Genomic DNA, 16,267 nt, shown 5'->3' on the forward strand with positions numbered 1-16,267 from the left:
ATGGAAGCACAGGAAAACTCCCAGACTGAGCAGAATGGTCAGGCGCCCAAGAAGCGCGAGCTGGCGCTCGTATCGCGCAGCACCTATATCAAGGAGAAGGCGCTGCAGTGGATCTTCTTTGCCTGCGCGTTCTTGGCGGTTGTTACCGTCATCCTGATTTTTGTCTTTACCACGTACTCGGCGCTGCCCGTCTTTACCGACATCGGTCTGGCGGACTTCTTTAGCTTTACGTGGGCGCCCTCTGAGGGTCACTACGGCATCGTGTCGCTGCTTGCCGGCTCGGGTCTGGTGACCGTCGGCGCGCTCGCCATGGGTGTGCCCCTAGGCGTGGGCACGGCCGTGTATCTGGTCGAGATCGCCAGCAAGCGCGTGCGCAAGCTCATCAGCCCTGCCGTTGACCTGTTGGCCGGCATCCCTTCTATCATCTATGGCTTCTTTGGCATGATCATCATCCGCCCGTTTATTGCGCAGCTGACCGGTGGCCTTGGGTTTGGTGCCCTGACGGCGTGGTTCGTGCTTGCCATCATGATTGTCCCCACGATCACGACACTCACCATCGATGCCCTTAACTCCATCCCCATGGGCATCCGCGAGGCATCCTATGCCATGGGTGCCACCAAATGGCAGACCATCTATAAGGTCGTGCTGCCCGCAGCCAAGCTGGGTATCGTGGACGCCATCGTGCTGGGTATGGGCCGTGCCATCGGCGAGACCATGGCCGTGCTCATGGTCGTGGGTAACGCCCCGGTTATTCCCGACAGCATTGCGAGCCCCATCTCGACGCTCACGAGCCAGATTGCGCTCGACATGAGCTATTCCTCGGGTCTGCATCGCTCGGCGCTGTTCGGCATGGGCGTGGTCCTGTTTATCATTTCCGCCACGCTGGTGGGCATCGTCCGCCTGGTTTCCAAGAAGAAGAGGGGGTAGGCTATGTCCGATTCCGTTGACACGACGGTCGATACGACCTCGTCGCGCGAGCGCATCAAGCGTGCCCTTTCCCACGGCAAGAAGGGCCGCATCAACAAGGACCTGTCCAACAAGATCATGCTTGGCGTGTTCCGTGCCGCGGCATACATCACCACGCTGGTGCTGGTCGCTATCATCGCCTACGTGGTCATCAACGGCCTGCCACACATCTCGCTCGACTTTATCTTCGGTTGGCCCCAGGGCGTCAACGCCGAGGGCGGTATTTGGCCCACGATCGTCTCGACCGTCTATGTGACGGCGCTCGCCATGCTTATCTGCACGCCGATCGCTGTGCTGGCAGCCGTCTATCTGGCCGAGTACGCCAAGCAGGGCAAGATCGTCGAGCTCATTCGCTACGCTGCTGACGCTTTGGCCTCGGTGCCCTCCATCGTTATGGGCCTGTTTGGCTACGCCTTGTTTGTCGAGGCCATGGGCCTGGGCCTTTCGATGGTCTCGGCCGCTCTGGCGCTCGCGCTCTTGATGCTTCCCATCGTCATGCGCACCACCGAAGAGGCCATTCGCGCCGTCCCGCGCTATATCCGTTGGGGCGCGTACGGCCTGGGCGCCACCAAGTGGCAGGTTGTCTCCAAGATTGTGCTTCCTTCTGCCTTTGGCCGTATTGCCACGGGCATTGTCCTTGCCATCGGCCGTGCCATTGGCGAGACCGCCGTGGTGCTCTACACCATGGGCCAGGCCATCAATCTACCTATCTCGCCGCTCGATTCCGGCCGCCCCATGACCGTTCACCTGTACCTGCTTGCCAACGACGGCATCAACATGAACGCAGCCTACGGCACCGCGCTCTTGCTGATGGTGATCATTCTGGCCTTCAACCTGTTTGCGCGCTTCCTGTCGCGCAAGCGTCGCTAGTTAAGGAGTCCCATGTCCGTTTATCAGTCCGCTCCCACGCTGGAGCAAGCGGCCATTACGGCCAAGGATTTCAACTTTTGGTACGGTGACTTTCATGCGCTGACGGGGCTCGACCTCAACATCGCCAAAAACGCCATCACCTCCTTCATTGGCCCTTCGGGCTGCGGCAAGTCGACGTTTTTGCGCTGCATCAACCGCATGAATGACCTGATCGAGGGTACGCGCGTCGAGGGCACCATGACGCTCGACGGCAACGATATCTATGCCGAGGGCGTCGACCCGGTCGACCTCCGTCGCCGCGTGGGCATGATTTTTCAGCAGCCCAACCCGTTTCCCAAATCCATCTACGAGAATGTCGCCTTTGGCCCTCGTCTGCAGGGCGTGACTAGCAAAAGCGACCTCGATGACATTGTGGAAGAATCGCTCAAGCGCGCCAACCTCTGGAAAGAGGTATCCAATCAGCTCAACAAGGATGGTTTGGCGCTCTCGGGCGGTCAGCAGCAGCGTCTGTGCATCGCGCGCGTGCTTGCGGTGCAACCCGATGTCCTCCTGATGGACGAGCCCTGCTCCGCCATCGACCCCACGTCCGTCTCTAAGGTCGAGGATTTGATGGCCGAGCTGGCGCCCGAGATGACGATCATCATCGTCACGCATTCAATGCAGCAGGCAGCTCGTATCAGCGACTACACCGCATTCTTCTTGCAGGAAGTTGCCGGTGAGCCTGCCACGCTCATCGAGTATGGTCAAACCGACGCGATCTTCACCAGCCCGGTGGACTCGCGGACGGAAGACTATATCACCGGCCGCTTTGGCTGATCGGTGCGACTAGTCCCAAGCCGATCGGACCTGGTCCGGTGCGTATTCACTGTGCGGGCGGCATGACCGCACCCAACTGATTGGAGTGAACCATGCGTAAACTGTTTTCCCGTCAGCTCATCGAGGCCCGCCACGAGATGCTGAGCATCTACGAGGCCGTCGATCTGGCCCTCCACGATGCCGTTAAGGCCTATGTGACCGACGACCGCAAGCTCGCCACCAAGACCAAGAAGCGCACGCTTTCGATTGACGCGCGCTGCGCCAACTTGGAGGCCGTGTGCTACAACCTGATCGCCACGCAGTCGCCGGTCGCCTCCGACTTCCGCTTGCTGCAGACGATTATCTACGTCGACTTTAACCTGCAGCGCATGACCGATAAGGTTCGCCAGATCTGCCGCGCCACGCGTCACATGGTCAAGGCCGACATCTCGCTGCCCCAGGAGCTCGTCGGTACGGTTGAGGCCGAGGCCGAAGCTGTTTACCAGGTGCTGGGCTCTTCGCTTTCTGCGCTCGTCACCAATGACATGTCCATCATCTGCAACTTGGCCGTCGAGGACGAGCCGGTGCACGCCGCCTACGAGAAGTTCTTCCGCACCTTTAACCGTATGGATACGGGCGACTTTATGGACGACGACAGCAACTATGACGACCTGCGCCGCGCTATCATGGTTTCGCGCTACCTCGATCGCATCGCTTCGATTTCCATCGATGCCGCTTGCCGTCTGACCTTCCTGTTGACTGGTCAGCGTATGAACGCCGGCGATATCGCCCGTGTGGACGAGGATGAGCTCGAGAGCATGCGCGTGCCTTCGGGCGAGGGTGTTATCATGAGGCCCGCCGTCGACGCTCGCTACGTTGCCAAGGTGCCCGCTAACGAGGTCAGCGAGGGTCTTCGCTACCTGCTCGATCATCTTGAGGACGAGGACGATGGCGATGACGACGAGGAGTAAGTGACCCCGTTCGTCGAAAGATTGTAAATACCTAAGTGAGCGCGGCCTTGCACATGCGGGGCCGCGCTCTTGCGTTAGCATGGGACTACTTGTTTGGCTGTCAGCGGAGGCGATTAGCAATGGATAACTATTTGGACTTGATGCGCGCTCGCCGCGAGCAGATTCTGGAACGTTTTTATGCGGCGCTCGATCGCGCGGGCCGCCCCCACGACGCCGCGCGCCTCATTGCCGTGTCCAAGACCGTTGGTGTCGATGAGACCGTTGCCGCCATCCAGACGGGGTATCGCAATTTTGCCGAGAACCGCCCGCAGGAGCTGGTTCGCAAGCTCACGGGTCTGGCGGAGCATCCGGAGCTGCCCGAGGTGCGCTTCGATATGATCGGCAACCTGCAGACCAATAAGATCAATGCGGTGCTGGGCTCAGCCGAGCTGATTCACTCGGTGGGTTCGCTGCATCTGGCGCAGGCGATCTCGAGCCGTGCTGTCCGCAAGATTGAGGCAGGCGAGCTCGCCGGCCCCCAGTGTGTGCTCATCGAGGTCAATGTGAGTGGTGAGGAGTCGAAGGGAGGCTTTTCGCCCGATGAGATTCGCGCCGCCGCGGGTGAGCTTGCGGAACTTGAGGGAATTTGCGTACAGGGGCTTATGACTATGGCGCCCCGGGGGAATAAGGATGTGGCACGCCGCACCTTTGCGGGGCTTCGTGAGCTGAGGGATGAGCTGGAGGCGGCGCATCCCGATTTGAACCTGCCTGAGCTTTCCTGCGGCATGAGCGAGGACTTTGAGCCTGCCCTTGAGGAGGGCTCTACGCTCGTTCGCCTGGGCAGGGTAGTATTTAGCCCGGAGTTTGCAGTAAAATAAGGCTCTGAAGTGCGCACTGATTATCGGGGTGCCTGCACTAAACCGCGAGAGGACACAACCATGGGCTTCCTTGACGAGATTAAAAATAAGATGCACCTGGGCGGCCAGCAGGGTTACGACCAGGGTTATGGCCAGGACGACGACTACGGCTACGATGACGGCTATGACGATAGTTATCAGGGCAACGGCTACAGCGGTGCTTCGGGCGAGGGCTTCTACACCCAAGACGAGCCGAGCAACGGCCTGCTTGGCCAGACGCGCCGCGGTGAAGCTGAGTCGGTTGCCGTGTATACGCGCTCCGGTCAGCTTGTCGGCGATGACTCCCGTCATGCCACGACGTATAACCCGCCTTCGCGCTCGCAGGACAGCGTTGCGAGCGGTTATCGTCCTGGTGCCTATGACACGCCGTCGAGCTACGCCGAGAACACCCGCGCCCGTGCCGCCGCTGCGCCCGCGCCTGCACCGAGCGATGCCTCGGCCTATGCGAGCAATATCATCAACGCCACGCCGCAGCTGCCGGCCTATGTCCTGCGCCCCGAGAGCTATGACGACGTGGAGACCGTAGTGCGCCGCGTTCGCACCAAGCAGCCTGTCGCACTGATTTTTGTGGGCGTACGCACCGAAGTTGCCAAGCGCGTCTTGGACTTCTCTTACGGCTTTGCCTGCGGTCTGGGTGCCACGGTCAAGGAGGTGGGCGACCGCGTGTTCATGGTGCTGCCCGCCGGCTGCGAGGTCAAAGATTCCGATCTCAAGAAGCTTCGTGCCGACGGCTACCTTAAGTAAAGACAAGACGAGGAGATTCCCATCAACATCTACACTATCGTCCAGCTGGTCAACACGCTGTTCAACTTCTATTCCACGCTCATTGTCGTCTACTGCTTTATGACGTGGATTCCCATGAAGCAGGGTGGTTTGCTTCAGGATATTGCTGCGGTGCTCGATAGCGTGTGCGGTCCGTGGCTCAACCTGTTCCGTCGTTTCATCCCGCCGATGGGCGGTATCGATTTTTCGCCGGTCGTTGCGATTATTGCGTTGCAGTTGGTGCAGAGGCTGGTTCTGCAGCTTCTTATAGGTATACTCGTGTAGAACTGACTTAGTAACTTACGTCGGGCGTGTAGCGCCGAGGCGATGAAAAAGGAGACTTGTTATGGCTATTACCCCTGCAGACATCCAGGCTCAGACTTTCTCTGAGGCCAAGCGTGGCTACGATCCTGCCGAGGTCGACGTCTTCTTGGAGACACTGTCCTCCGAGGTTGACGCTATGCTCGCTAAGATCGTCGACCTTAAGGGTCGTCTGACTGCTACCGAGCAGCAGCTTGCCGATGCGCAGGCTCAGCTTGCCCAGGCTCAGGATGCCACCGCCCAAGCCGTTCCTGCCGCCCCCGTGGCTGCTCCCGCCCCTGACTTCTCCGCTCAGGAGCGCCAGATTTCCGCTGCCCTGATCGCTGCCCAGCAGACCGCTGAGACCATCGTCAACGATGCCAACGAGAATGCTGAGCGTATCCGCAACGAGGCTGACGCCAAGGCCCGCGAGGTCATCCGCCAGGCTCTGACCGAAAAGCAGGCCGAGCTCGAGGAAATCGACCGTCTCAAGGCTTCCCGTGAGGAGTTCAAGGCCGAGTATCTCAAGCTCATCCAGCACTTCATGGACGATGCCCAGAACTCCTTCCCGGCCGACCTCATGGCCTCCACGCCGGTCGGTTCTGCCGCTTCTCCTGCGGTGACTGTTCCCGCCGAGCCGCTGCCCGTCGCTGACCCGGTTGTCCCCGTGGCCGATCCCTTTGCCCCGATCGACAACTTTGCTGCCGACGACCTGGACTAACATTCGGCCTACAATTTAGTGCCTAGAAAGGACCCGCAGCTTGCGGGTCCTTTTTTATGACTGTGCCGGGGTGCGTAACATAAAAAACCGAGCCCTGCACATAGTGGCGCAGAACTCGGCGAACGGGTGAGCGGTCAAGGGTAGGTTTTAAGGCATGTCCCAAAAATCTACTTGAGGAGGAAGTCGGAGAGGGGAATGGTGCGGGCCTCGCGATGCTCGGGGTCTGCGATGTGGTCGGCGGGATAGCCACAGACGAGCATGTGATAGGGATAGACGCCCTTGGGCAGATTGAACTGCTCCTGTGCCACCTCAGGCTTAAAATGGCATACCCAGCACGTTCCCAGGCCCTGCTCGGTGGCCTCCATCATCATCTGGTCGCACACGATGGACGTATCGATTTCACTGGAATTCATCTGGTCATACGGGCGCACCCAAGCATCATCGGTAACGCTGCAAATAAGGAAGACAAGCGGAGCTCCAAAGATAGACCCATCACGAGCAAACCGAGGCTGACAAGCAGCAGCCTTCTCCAACAGCTCAGGCGTATCCAGCACCATCACACGGGCTGGATGATTATTACAAGCAGAAGGAGCAATACGCCCAGCCTCAACAATGGCATCCACCACAGCCTGCTCAACAGAACGGTCCTCAAAAGAACGACAAGAATACCGACCACGAGCCAGATCCAAATAAGACATACAAGCCCTCCTAAAATTAAAAATCAAACAAACCAAAAGTAACCCAAAGAGTACCCAAAGCAGCAATCAGCCAAACGCTCATCAAGGGCCAAAGTGTCCGAACGGATACCAAAGGTCCCTTCAGCCAAACCCCCATCGCGCTAAATCTATCAGCCAAAGTTCCCAATGGTGGTACGTAAGGCGAAGGGCCGGCCACGGTTTACTTTCGAACGACTCTGCAAAGCAGCCGGAGTGAGAAAGCAAACCGTGGCCGGCCCTTCGCCGCCGGGACACGTACCCCCAATTAACTGTTCTTCATGACAATCGAATCCACGACATCGGCCACATTCTCGCAGCAGTCGGCGCAGTACTCCAGGAAGGCGTACACGTCACGCCAGGCGATGACCTCGAGCGGGTCCTTGCCGTTAACGTGCAGGTTACGCATGGCGTTGATATAGAGCTCGTCAGCCTCGGACTCGATGGTGTTGATCTGGATGACGAGTTCGCGCAGAGTCTTGGACTTGCGGTAGTTGGGAAGCTCGACCATAAGGTCCTTCATGGCGCAGCAGGCGTCGGTCACCTTGTGGGCGATCACGATGGCATCGGGATGGATGCTCTGGATGTTGGTGAAGTAGACGCGCTGCACGACGCCCTCGATGCGGTCGAGCACGGTGTCGAGCGAGCAGCTCATCAGGTCCAGATCCTCGCGCTCAAGCGGGGTGATAAAGGCGGTGAGCAGGGCGTCCTCAAGCTCATGGTGCTTCTTGTCGGCCGCATGCTCGATCGCATGCATCTTGTCGAGCATATCGTGAATCTTTGCGGGATCGAAGTTCTCGAAAATCTTGGTAAGCAGCTCGGCGGCCTGGACGGCGAGGTCGGCGCAGGCGACGTAGTTGTCAAAGTAGAACGAATCGGGTTTCTTTGCCATGAGTGGGTCCTTTCGAGGCGAAGACGGGTGGGCGAGGTGTTACGGTCCGGATGGACGTTCGGTTTGACTAGATGAACATCATGAACAGCTTGGCCATGACAAAGCTGATGAGTCCGCAGGCGGGGAAGGTGAAGAACCAGGTGAACATCATGTCCTTGACGACGCCGAAGTTGATGGCCGAGAGGCGTTTGACGGCACCGACGCCCATGATGGCGCAGGTCTTGATGTGCGTGGAGGACACGGGGATGCCGGTAAGGGTGGCAAGCAGCAGGTTCGCGGCGCCCGCCAGGTCGGCGGAGAAGCCCTGGTACTTTTCGAGCTTGACCATGCTCTGGCCAACGGACTTGATGATGCGCTCGCCGCCCACGCTGGTGCCGATGCCCATGGTGGCCGAGCATAGCAGCATAATCCAGATGGGGATGCCGGCATCGCCGACGCTCGTCTGGCCGCTGGCAAAGGCCACGCCTAAAAAGAGCACGCCGATGAACTTCTGTCCATCCTGCGCGCCGTGCATGAAGCTCATGGCCGCGGCACTCGCGATCTGAGCGTATTTAAAGAAGACGTTGGCACGTCGCCTGTTGGCGGCGGCGAAAAGAATCGAGACGAGCTTGCACAGGACCCAGCCCATGACAAAGCCCAGGCCGATGGAGAGCGCCAGGCCGTAGATGACCTTCATCCACTCGTGGACGTTGACGCTGCTCGCGCCGCCGAGGGCGATAGCGGCACCGGTCAGGCCGGCGATAAGGCTGTGGCTTTGCGAGGTGGGGATGCCAAAACGCGATGCCGTGGCGCCGTAGACGACGATGGAGAAGAGCGCCGCGCACAGGCAGGCGAGCGCCATGGTGCTGTTTCCGCCAAAGTCAACGATATGCGAGATGGTGTTGGCGACGCTCGCGTTAAAGTGCGTCATGATGAGCACGCCGAGGAAGTTGAATGCGGCGCTCATGAGAATGGCGGCGCGGGCGGGCATGCAACGCGTAGTGACGCAGGTCGCGATGGCGTTGGGCGCGTCGGTCCATCCGTTGACGAAGATGGCGCCCAACGCGAGGATCACGGTGACGGCAAGGACTGGGTTCGACACAATTTGGCCGAGGAAGGTTGAGAACGTTACGTCCATATATGGGCTTTCTCGAAGTTTGCAGACACGTTACAAAAACATGATAAATCGTATCACCTCCTGCGGGTTTCTTTGCCGAGTTCTGATGGGAGAAGTAATTTTTTGGCACTAAAATTGAATATTAGCCCTGTTGACCGTGGGTGTTCTTTTTGCTATCACGCCATGCGGACACGCGCGATTGCTACGACACTCCAAAAACCACAGTCTGTTCGCTTTACAACATGCAAACATGCGTTCGATAATAGGGGGCATGGAATATCGACAGACAGATGGCAAAACTCGACGCGTGCACAAGCAGTATGTGGACGTCGTGGCTCGCATCCTCGCGGGCGGACAGGTTGTGCCGGTCACCGTCTGCTGGGTCGACGGTCGTTGCTTTACGATTGACGAGATTGTCTCGACCACTGGGTTTGGCCTGACGGTTCACGGCGTTCGTACGGCAACCTATAAGGTACGTTTTGGCGGACATGCGACCGAGTTGTATCTGGAGGACCAGGCGCGCGAGCGGGCGGATGGCTCGCAGGCGCACGTGATGCGTTGGTGGGTATGGGCGTTTGACCGTACGCTTGAGGGCGAGCGCCGCAGGTAAGAGCGCACGGCATTCGGGTACAATGGCAGGGATATTGTCGCCTACGGCGCCGTTATTTGTGGCGCTTTTTGAAAGGACGAAGTATATGAACGATATCCAGGGCTATCAGAACGGCCCCGTCGAGACCGGCGCAAGCCGCGCCAAGGAGATGTCGCCGCGCGCGTACAATCTCGCCATGTCTGCCCTGATCTTCTTGGGCTTTTGCGCCATGGGCGCCGGCGCCTACTTTACGAGCACCATGTCGTTTGCGCGCATGATGATGAGCGGCGCCGCCCTACCGCTGGTCTTTGGCTCGTTTATTTTGACCATCGTCGGCATGGTCATGATGTCGGCTGCTGCGGGCAAGCAGTCCGTGGGCCTGTCCCTTGTGGGCTACGTAATCTTTGCGAGTACCTTTGGCCTGACCGCGTCGTTTGGTCTCGCCAACTACGACCTGCCTACCATTAACACCGCCTTTATCGCCACGGCCGCCATCACCTTTGTCTTTGGTGCGCTGGGCGTGACCTTCCCCAAGTTTTTCCAGCGTGTGTATGGCATTGGTTTTGGCATCCTGCTTGCCACGATTCTGGTCGAGATCGCGCTGATGTTCATGGGCGTTTCGCAGTCCATCACCGACCTGATCGTGATCGTGGTGTTCGCCGGCTTTATTGGCTACGACACCTATGTTGCCACGACGGTGCCGCCCACGCTTCCCAATGCGGTGCTCATGGCATCCAACCTGTTCGTGGACATCATCAACGTGTTCCTGCGCATTCTGAACATCCTCGGCCGCCGCGATTAAAGCGCGGCATTGCGATGCTTCCTGCCGGACGCGGTAAAACGATGTGAAAGGCGGTCCTGCGGGGCCGTCTTTTTTGTGCACGGCGGGGTATCATGGATGGGAAAAAGCCGACACCGGCAGCGACAGGAAAGGTGACCACTTATGGCAGACGTCGACAACAGGAACCGTAACCGCAGGCCCAACCGCGCGGGACAGCCCAACCCCAAGCGTGAGGCGCGTGCCAAGGCCGCCGAGCGCCATGTGGCGGCTGTGTCCGAGGCCTGCGCCAAGGATATCGAGCGCTCGCTTGTCGGCGTTCGCGAATTCGACGGTATGCCTGCCGGCTTTGTCGCGGCGATGAAGGCCAAGGCCCAGGCGGCTGCGGCTGCCGAGGAGCCGGTTGCCGAGGTTGTGGAGGCCGACGCTGCCGTGGTTGAGGCTGCCGAGGTGGAGACTACGGTCGAGTCCGAGGTGGCACCCGAGTCCTTCGAGTCGGCTGACGAAGCCGAGTCCGCGCCCGCGGAGGAGGCTGCTCCGGTCCTGCCTGAGGTCACTGTGCTTGATGCCTCCGCCACGCAGGCAATCCTCGATAACGGTCGCGGCTATGCGCAGTTCTGCGATATGGCCGTGCTTGCCTTTGCCTCGTTTACCAATCCGGGTGGCGGCTATATCCAGGGCTACCAGGGCCAGGAGGCCACGCTGTGCGCTGATTCGTATCTGTACAACGTCCTCGATAAGCAGCGTAAATGGTACGGCGAGAACCGTCGCCGCAACATCAACTGTGAGCTGTACCGCAACCGTGCGCTGGTGGTGCCCGCGGTGCGCTTCGACCGCAACCATGTGCACGCCTATGCCGACGTAATCGTCGCCGCTGCGCCCAACGTCAAGCGTGCCCGCCAGGAGTACCGCGTGAGCGAAGACGCCCTGTTGGATGCCCTGCGCGACCGTATCCGCTTTGTCCTTGCCATCTGCGATGAGCTGGGTCGCGAGAAGCTCGTGCTGGGTGCTTGGGGCTGCGACAATAACGGCTTTGATGCCGAGGTCGTAGCCGAGCTCTTCCGTAAGGAGCTCGCGTCGGGCGACTTTAAGGTCAAGCAGGTGTTCTTTGCCGTGCCTTCTACGCGCTGGGATGAGGACTTTGCCAAGTTCGAGCACGTATTGGCAAGCTTCCCCGAGCGTAACGAGGAGTCCTATGCTCAGGTTGCCGCTCGCGCCGCGGCCGCCCGTGCCGCCGAGCAGGCTCAGGCCGCTGCCGAGGACGACGAGGATGACGACGACTGGCGCAAGTACCTGTAATCGGTGTGCGTGATGTGACATGCCGAGCCGACGGGGGCTGCTACCGTCGGCTTTTTATTGAGTGGGGAGCTTACGATGAAAAACGTTCTGTGCTTTGGTGACAGCAACACCTATGGCTATGATCCGGCTGGTATGCGCGATGGCACCGCGGTGCGCTATGCGCAGGATGTGCGCTGGTGCGGCGTGGCGCAGCGTGACCTGGGCGAGGGCTGGCATGTGATTGAGGAGGGGCTCAACGGCCGCACGACGGTGCGCGACGATATGTGCCATCTGGACACCAACCTCAACGGCATTCGCGCGCTTCCGATGCTGCTCGAGGCCCATAAGCCGCTGGACGCCATTGTGATCATGCTGGGCACCAACGACTGTAAGACGGTCTTTAACGTGACAGCTTCCGATATCGCCCGTGGCGCCATGGCGCTGATTCGCGCCGTCCGCGCGTTTCCCTGGACCGACGCTGCACCTTGTCCGCGCATTCTGCTGATGGCTCCTATCAAGATTAAGCCGCAGATCGCCGATGTGTATATGACCGACTTTGACGAGCATTCCGTAGAAGCCTCGGAGCATTTTGGCGAGTACTATGCACATGTCGCCGAGCAGTTTGGCTGCGACTTTTTGAATGCTGCCGATTTTGCCGAGCCGGGCGATATCGATTATCTGCACATGATGCCCGAAAGTCACGAGAGCCTGGGACATGCCGTGGCAGCCAAGCTCCAAGAGATGCTCGGTGAGTAGCGCGACCCCAAACCACCACAAAGGGGACAGGCACCTTTGTGGTGGTTTTGCCCGGGTAAACGAACGACTTGGCTGTCATATGGGCATGGACGAGCTCCTCGACCTGTTTGCCGAGGGCGATGAGCTCGTCTCCAATACTGCTTTTGAGGACCTGGAACTTGTCTATGACGTGGCGAACGGCGCGACCTTTGACGGCGTCGTGTTCCGGTCCTGCGTGTTCGATGGCGTTGACTGGAGCGGTTCGACGTTTCGCGACGTCGTGTTTCGCGGTTGCCGCTTTATCCGCTGCAATATGGAAGGCTGCTGGCTCAACCGCTGCGACTTTGTCGATTGCTCGGCGCCGGGGCTCAACTTGCTCAGGGCGCGTCTGTCGAGTGTGTCGTTTACATTGTGCGATTTGAGCTATGCGAACCTTTCGGAGGGAAGCATTGGCCCCATGGCTGCGCGTGACACGCGTTTGACCGAGGCCGCACTCCAGGGGGCAAAGCTGGGGCAATTGCGCTTGGACGGCTGCGACCTGACGCGAATCGATGTGTTCAAGACGCCGCTTTCCGGCGTGGATGTATCGTGTTGTACGTTCGCGGCTCCTGTCGTCTCGGGCGACTACCATGAGCTGCGTGGCCTGACGGTAAATGCCGAGCAGGCGTTGGCACTCTCGGGCCTGCTCGGCATCCAGCTCGCCGACGAATAGGCGCCCCGGTCCTTTGCTCGACCGCTATCTAAAATTAAACCGTCGCAACATTCGATGTTTTTTCGCGTTTGCGCGATTTTCATCGAATGTTGCGACGGTTTTTGGTGCAAGGTAGCCTGTCTCTTTTTGGCAGGTTGCTGGCTATTTAGTACTGCCACATATGGTTGACGGGACCGGAGCCTTTGCCCATGTCAAAGCCGGCGGCGAGAGCGCCGGTTAGGTAGGCCTTGCCGGCGTTGATGGCGTCGGCAAGTTCCATGCCCTGGGCCAGCGCGCAGGCGATGGCGGACGAGAGCGTGCAGCCAGTGCCGTGCGTGTTATTGGTGTCGATACGCTTGTGGCGAAACCACGTGGTGAGCGGATCGCCCAGGTGGTTGCCCTCGTCATCGAGGGGCGCAGGCTCGGCCAGTACGTCGTTGGCCTCGTTGACAAAATGACCGCCCTTAACCAAGGCTGCGCAGCCAAAGCGGCGGGTGAGGAGCATAGCGGCATTTTGTTGTGTGCGCTCGGAATCGACCTCGTAGTCGAGCAGCGCCATAGCCTCGGGAATGTTGGGGGTGATGACCGTTGCCAACGGGAACAGGCGGCGGGTGAGTGCCTCGGAGGCATCCTCGGCAATCAAGCGCGCGCCCGAGGTGGCGACCATGACGGGGTCGACGACCACGTTCGTTGCGTTCCAGGCGCTCAAGCGGTCGGCGATGACTTCGATAATCTCGACAGAAGAAACCATGCCGATCTTGACGGCGCTCGGGCGGATATCGTCAAAGACGGCGTCAATTTGCGCGGCTACGATATCTGGCGAGATATCCTGCACGGCGGTGACGCCCAGTGTGTTTTGCGCCGTGATGGCGGTGATGACCGTCTCGGCATACAGGCGGTGCGCCGTGATGGTCTTGATGTCGGCCTGAATGCCGGCACCGCCGCTGGAATCGGATCCCGCGATGGACAGAACGGCGGGTACCTTACTGCGATCCATGCTCACTCCCTTGTCCGGTCGGATTCAAATGGGTCTTTAAGTCTGCATTATAAAGATGCCCGGGCCGGCTGTATTCCGAACCCGGGCGGGCGATGCAATCTTTACGCAAATGTAAGCAAATGTTCACACGTCAACAATTGACGAACACCATGTTACCGATTGTGGCTCCGGTGACGCGTTAATCCTCCATGCCGAGGTCGATCGTTGTGCCTTCGAACACCTTGTTAACGGTACGGACGGCGCACATCTTGCCACACATGGTGCAAGTGCCCTCGGTGGCGGCGGGAGACTCCTCGTAGCGCTTCTTGCCCGTAACTGGGTCGAGCGCGCACTTCCACATGGCGTCCCAGTCGAGCTTGCGGCGTGCCTGGCCCATCTTGTCGTCCATGTCGCGGGCGTGCGGCACCTTCTTGGCGATATCGGCGGCGTGTGCGGCGATCTTGGTAGCCATGAGGCCATCGAGCACGTCCTGGGCGTTGGGCAGGCACAAGTGCTCGGCCGGCGTCACGTAGCACAGGAAGTCGGCGCCGGAGCTGGCGGAGATGGCGCCGCCGATGGCGGCGGTGATGTGGTCGTATCCCACACCGATATCGGTCACCAGCGGCCCGAGCACATAGAACGGGGCGTTGTGGCACAGGCGCTTCTGCAGTTTCATATTGGCGGCGATTTCGTCGAGCGCCATGTGGCCCGGACCCTCGACCATGACCTGGACGCCGGCGGCCCATGCGCGCTTGCACAGCTTGCCCAGCTCGATCATCTCGGCGGTCTCGGTGGCATCGTTGGAGTCGTAGAGGCAGCCCGGGCGGCAGGAGTCGCCGAGCGAAATCGTCACGTCGTACTCGTGGCAAATCTCGAGCAGCTCGTCAAAGTACTCGTAGAAGGGGTTTTCGTTGCCGGTGACCTCCATCCAGCCAAACAGCAGCGAACCGCCGCGGCTGACGATGTTCATCAGGCGGCCGGTCTCCTTAAAGGTCTTGGTGACCGACTTGTTGATGCCGCAGTGGATGGTCATAAAGTCCACGCCGTCCTCGGCATGCGCGCGCACGACCTCGAACAGGTCGTCCTTGGTCAGCTTGACCAGCGGCTTTTCCATGTAGCCGATGGCGTCGTACATGGGGACGGTGCCCACCATGAGCGGCGTTTCGTCGATGAGCTGCTGGCGGAACTGGCGCGTCTTGCCCGAGTTGGAGAGGTCCATGATGGCGTCGGCGCCAAAGTCCTCGGCGATCTTGACCTTCTTCCACTCCTCGGCGGCATCGGCCTTGTCGCCCGAGATGCCCAGGTTGACGTTGACCTTAGTGGACAGGCCCTCGCCGACACCAAAGGCGCGCATGCCCTTTTTGATATGCACGATGTTGGCGGGAATGGCGATGCGGCCGTCGGCCACACGCTCGCGGATGTACTCGGGGTCGCGATGCTCGCGCTCGGCAACCTCCTTCATCTGCGGTGTGATCTGCCCGGCGCGGGCGAAGTCGATTTGCGTGACGAGCTTGGGCTCGGTCTGTGTGCTCATTGGCACGGCTCCCTTCGTTGGCATTACCCATATCAGGTTTGCGGGTCAGGGCGGGCGCGCCCAATCTCAGCCTGCCGTCTTGTCCTGCAAGCTCCCCGTTATGTCATGGGCTCAAGTATAGCCTGAATGGGTACGATTGGGCCAACGAGCGTGCCTGTGGGGAGGCGAACATGGAAGACAAGCATCTATATCGAGAGACGCAATGGGATGTATCGGCCGAGGAAAGCCGTGCGCACCATGGCCTTGTCGCGATTGGCTTTGCGGTGCTTGCCGTGCTGGTGATTGCCTTTTGTATCTGGACGTTTGGCGGTCGCGGCGGCGCTGCCTGGGAGTTTGAGGCCGATGATGCCCTGCCGATCATGACGGTGAAGGTCTCTGGCGGCAACACGGTGGCAGCTCCCGGCGACTATTGGTATCCGTGCGATGGATTTGTCCAGCTGCAGCTGAGCGGTGGGTCCATTCCAGGTGAAGAAATCGAACGCGTGACGTTTGACGCGGCGCTCAAAACGCTCACGGTGAAGCTCAAAGATCAAGGAGATGTCCCCACGACCATGGATATCGCCCTGACGGAATGGCGCCTGGAGCCCCCGACGGGTGTCGCGGTGTCCGAGGTGGAGCATGTCAAGATTACCTATCAGGACGGCTCGACAAACGAAGTTGCCAAAGCCGACGGCTTGGCGGAATAGGCGCTGTGCCTAGGCAGC

At 59.7% G+C, this 16,267-nt stretch carries 19 protein-coding genes and 1 riboswitch; of the genes, 14 read left to right on the forward strand and 5 right to left on the reverse strand.

The features are described from left to right. From pstC to DWX63_RS08785, 8 genes are all read left to right on the forward strand, one after another. Nucleotides 1-927 (forward strand): phosphate ABC transporter permease subunit PstC, encoded by a 927-nt coding sequence (pstC, locus tag DWX63_RS08750; RefSeq protein ID WP_117564650.1) that lies wholly within the window; start codon nucleotides 1-3, stop codon nucleotides 925-927. A gap of 3 nt (nucleotides 928-930) precedes the next feature. Then, nucleotides 931-1,836, forward strand: a complete 906-nt coding sequence (gene pstA, locus DWX63_RS08755) for a phosphate ABC transporter permease PstA (RefSeq protein ID WP_055251684.1) — start codon at nucleotides 931-933, stop codon at nucleotides 1,834-1,836. Between the two features lie 12 nt (nucleotides 1,837-1,848). Continuing rightward, nucleotides 1,849-2,652 carry a phosphate ABC transporter ATP-binding protein PstB gene (gene pstB / locus DWX63_RS08760; RefSeq protein WP_089571588.1) on the forward strand — a complete coding sequence of 268 codons (804 nt, stop codon included), beginning with the start codon at nucleotides 1,849-1,851 and terminating at the stop codon, nucleotides 2,650-2,652. Between the two features lie 92 nt (nucleotides 2,653-2,744). After that, on the forward strand, nucleotides 2,745-3,602 hold the full coding sequence (locus DWX63_RS08765; RefSeq protein ID WP_117843471.1) for a PhoU domain-containing protein: 858 nt from the start codon (nucleotides 2,745-2,747) through the stop codon (nucleotides 3,600-3,602). A gap of 119 nt (nucleotides 3,603-3,721) precedes the next feature. Continuing rightward, nucleotides 3,722-4,459, forward strand: coding sequence for a YggS family pyridoxal phosphate-dependent enzyme (locus DWX63_RS08770; protein ID WP_055251689.1), 738 nt, complete (start codon nucleotides 3,722-3,724; stop codon nucleotides 4,457-4,459). A 60-nt stretch (nucleotides 4,460-4,519) separates the two neighbouring features. Then, nucleotides 4,520-5,242 carry a cell division protein SepF gene (locus DWX63_RS08775; protein WP_055251691.1) on the forward strand — a complete coding sequence of 241 codons (723 nt, stop codon included), beginning with the start codon at nucleotides 4,520-4,522 and terminating at the stop codon, nucleotides 5,240-5,242. Nucleotides 5,243-5,299: 57 nt separating this feature from the next. Then, nucleotides 5,300-5,545 (forward strand): YggT family protein, encoded by a 246-nt coding sequence (locus tag DWX63_RS08780; RefSeq protein ID WP_227790178.1) that lies wholly within the window; start codon nucleotides 5,300-5,302, stop codon nucleotides 5,543-5,545. A gap of 61 nt (nucleotides 5,546-5,606) precedes the next feature. Continuing rightward, nucleotides 5,607-6,281, forward strand: coding sequence for a DivIVA domain-containing protein (locus tag DWX63_RS08785; protein ID WP_006234242.1), 675 nt, complete (start codon nucleotides 5,607-5,609; stop codon nucleotides 6,279-6,281). A gap of 167 nt (nucleotides 6,282-6,448) precedes the next feature. Here the strand turns inward: DWX63_RS08785 and DWX63_RS08790 are convergent, their stop codons facing one another. From DWX63_RS08790 to DWX63_RS08800, 3 genes are all read right to left on the reverse strand, one after another. Next, nucleotides 6,449-6,979: a nitroreductase family protein gene (locus DWX63_RS08790; RefSeq protein WP_117646480.1), complete on the reverse strand. Its 531-nt coding sequence runs from the start codon at nucleotides 6,977-6,979 to the stop codon at nucleotides 6,449-6,451. Between the two features lie 283 nt (nucleotides 6,980-7,262). Then, nucleotides 7,263-7,886, reverse strand: coding sequence for a DUF47 domain-containing protein (locus tag DWX63_RS08795; protein WP_117640319.1), 624 nt, complete (start codon nucleotides 7,884-7,886; stop codon nucleotides 7,263-7,265). Between the two features lie 67 nt (nucleotides 7,887-7,953). Then, nucleotides 7,954-9,003 carry an inorganic phosphate transporter gene (locus DWX63_RS08800; RefSeq protein WP_117640318.1) on the reverse strand — a complete coding sequence of 350 codons (1,050 nt, stop codon included), beginning with the start codon at nucleotides 9,001-9,003 and terminating at the stop codon, nucleotides 7,954-7,956. A 286-nt stretch (nucleotides 9,004-9,289) separates the two neighbouring features. On the opposite strand from DWX63_RS08800, the gene DWX63_RS08805 reads away from it, so the two are divergent. The 5 genes from DWX63_RS08805 to DWX63_RS08825 all read left to right on the forward strand — a co-directional run bounded on the left by DWX63_RS08805 (nucleotide 9,290) and on the right by DWX63_RS08825 (nucleotide 13,074). Further along, nucleotides 9,290-9,592 carry a hypothetical protein gene (locus DWX63_RS08805; protein WP_117843472.1) on the forward strand — a complete coding sequence of 101 codons (303 nt, stop codon included), beginning with the start codon at nucleotides 9,290-9,292 and terminating at the stop codon, nucleotides 9,590-9,592. 85 nt (nucleotides 9,593-9,677) lie between these two features. Beyond that, nucleotides 9,678-10,373 (forward strand): Bax inhibitor-1 family protein, encoded by a 696-nt coding sequence (locus DWX63_RS08810; protein WP_158559666.1) that lies wholly within the window; start codon nucleotides 9,678-9,680, stop codon nucleotides 10,371-10,373. A gap of 141 nt (nucleotides 10,374-10,514) precedes the next feature. Then, nucleotides 10,515-11,648, forward strand: coding sequence for a TIGR02452 family protein (locus DWX63_RS08815; RefSeq protein WP_117843474.1), 1,134 nt, complete (start codon nucleotides 10,515-10,517; stop codon nucleotides 11,646-11,648). A gap of 75 nt (nucleotides 11,649-11,723) precedes the next feature. After that, a complete protein-coding gene (locus DWX63_RS08820) occupies nucleotides 11,724-12,383 on the forward strand; it encodes an SGNH/GDSL hydrolase family protein (RefSeq protein ID WP_117843475.1) in 660 nt (219 codons plus the stop codon). Nucleotides 12,384-12,468: 85 nt separating this feature from the next. Next, nucleotides 12,469-13,074 carry a pentapeptide repeat-containing protein gene (locus tag DWX63_RS08825; protein WP_233514523.1) on the forward strand — a complete coding sequence of 202 codons (606 nt, stop codon included), beginning with the start codon at nucleotides 12,469-12,471 and terminating at the stop codon, nucleotides 13,072-13,074. Nucleotides 13,075-13,219: 145 nt separating this feature from the next. Here DWX63_RS08825 and thiD read toward each other — a convergent pair whose 3' ends face one another. Further along, nucleotides 13,220-14,050, reverse strand: coding sequence for a bifunctional hydroxymethylpyrimidine kinase/phosphomethylpyrimidine kinase (gene thiD, locus DWX63_RS08830; RefSeq protein WP_117843477.1), 831 nt, complete (start codon nucleotides 14,048-14,050; stop codon nucleotides 13,220-13,222). Nucleotides 14,051-14,228: 178 nt separating this feature from the next. After that, the gene (thiC, locus tag DWX63_RS08835) at nucleotides 14,229-15,563 is read right to left on the reverse strand and encodes a phosphomethylpyrimidine synthase ThiC (RefSeq protein ID WP_099431544.1); all 1,335 of its coding nucleotides are present in this window, start codon (nucleotides 15,561-15,563) and stop codon (nucleotides 14,229-14,231) included. Beyond that, a riboswitch (TPP riboswitch) is annotated at nucleotides 15,555-15,671 on the reverse strand. (Overlaps the previous gene by 9 nt.) A gap of 62 nt (nucleotides 15,672-15,733) precedes the next feature. Between thiC and DWX63_RS08840 the strand changes: the two genes are divergently transcribed. After that, nucleotides 15,734-16,249, forward strand: coding sequence for a hypothetical protein (locus DWX63_RS08840; protein WP_117843478.1), 516 nt, complete (start codon nucleotides 15,734-15,736; stop codon nucleotides 16,247-16,249). Nucleotides 16,250-16,267: the final 18 nt, after the last annotated feature.

The sequence above is a fragment of the Collinsella sp. AF20-14LB genome, from assembly GCF_003459505.1.
Lineage (GTDB): Bacteria > Actinomycetota > Coriobacteriia > Coriobacteriales > Coriobacteriaceae > Collinsella.

What these genes read in the sequence shown, in the direction of transcription:
- pstA (WP_055251684.1), top strand. Translation starts at nt 931, where the DNA reads ATGTCCGATTCCGTTGACACGACGGTCGATACGACCTCGTCGCGCGAG.
- DWX63_RS08765 (WP_117843471.1), top strand. Translation starts at nt 2,745, where the DNA reads ATGCGTAAACTGTTTTCCCGTCAGCTCATCGAGGCCCGCCACGAGATG.
- DWX63_RS08820 (WP_117843475.1), top strand. Translation starts at nt 11,724, where the DNA reads ATGAAAAACGTTCTGTGCTTTGGTGACAGCAACACCTATGGCTATGAT.
- pstB (WP_089571588.1), top strand. Translation starts at nt 1,849, where the DNA reads ATGTCCGTTTATCAGTCCGCTCCCACGCTGGAGCAAGCGGCCATTACG.
- DWX63_RS08815 (WP_117843474.1), top strand. Translation starts at nt 10,515, where the DNA reads ATGGCAGACGTCGACAACAGGAACCGTAACCGCAGGCCCAACCGCGCG.
- DWX63_RS08800 (WP_117640318.1), bottom strand. Translation starts at nt 9,003, where the DNA reads ATGGACGTAACGTTCTCAACCTTCCTCGGCCAAATTGTGTCGAACCCA.
- thiC (WP_099431544.1), bottom strand. Translation starts at nt 15,563, where the DNA reads ATGAGCACACAGACCGAGCCCAAGCTCGTCACGCAAATCGACTTCGCC.
- DWX63_RS08785 (WP_006234242.1), top strand. Translation starts at nt 5,607, where the DNA reads ATGGCTATTACCCCTGCAGACATCCAGGCTCAGACTTTCTCTGAGGCC.
- thiD (WP_117843477.1), bottom strand. Translation starts at nt 14,050, where the DNA reads ATGGATCGCAGTAAGGTACCCGCCGTTCTGTCCATCGCGGGATCCGAT.
- DWX63_RS08790 (WP_117646480.1), bottom strand. Translation starts at nt 6,979, where the DNA reads ATGTCTTATTTGGATCTGGCTCGTGGTCGGTATTCTTGTCGTTCTTTT.
- DWX63_RS08775 (WP_055251691.1), top strand. Translation starts at nt 4,520, where the DNA reads ATGGGCTTCCTTGACGAGATTAAAAATAAGATGCACCTGGGCGGCCAG.
- pstC (WP_117564650.1), top strand. Translation starts at nt 1, where the DNA reads ATGGAAGCACAGGAAAACTCCCAGACTGAGCAGAATGGTCAGGCGCCC.
- DWX63_RS08810 (WP_158559666.1), top strand. Translation starts at nt 9,678, where the DNA reads ATGAACGATATCCAGGGCTATCAGAACGGCCCCGTCGAGACCGGCGCA.
- DWX63_RS08840 (WP_117843478.1), top strand. Translation starts at nt 15,734, where the DNA reads ATGGAAGACAAGCATCTATATCGAGAGACGCAATGGGATGTATCGGCC.
- DWX63_RS08825 (WP_233514523.1), top strand. Translation starts at nt 12,469, where the DNA reads ATGGACGAGCTCCTCGACCTGTTTGCCGAGGGCGATGAGCTCGTCTCC.
- DWX63_RS08770 (WP_055251689.1), top strand. Translation starts at nt 3,722, where the DNA reads ATGGATAACTATTTGGACTTGATGCGCGCTCGCCGCGAGCAGATTCTG.
- DWX63_RS08795 (WP_117640319.1), bottom strand. Translation starts at nt 7,886, where the DNA reads ATGGCAAAGAAACCCGATTCGTTCTACTTTGACAACTACGTCGCCTGC.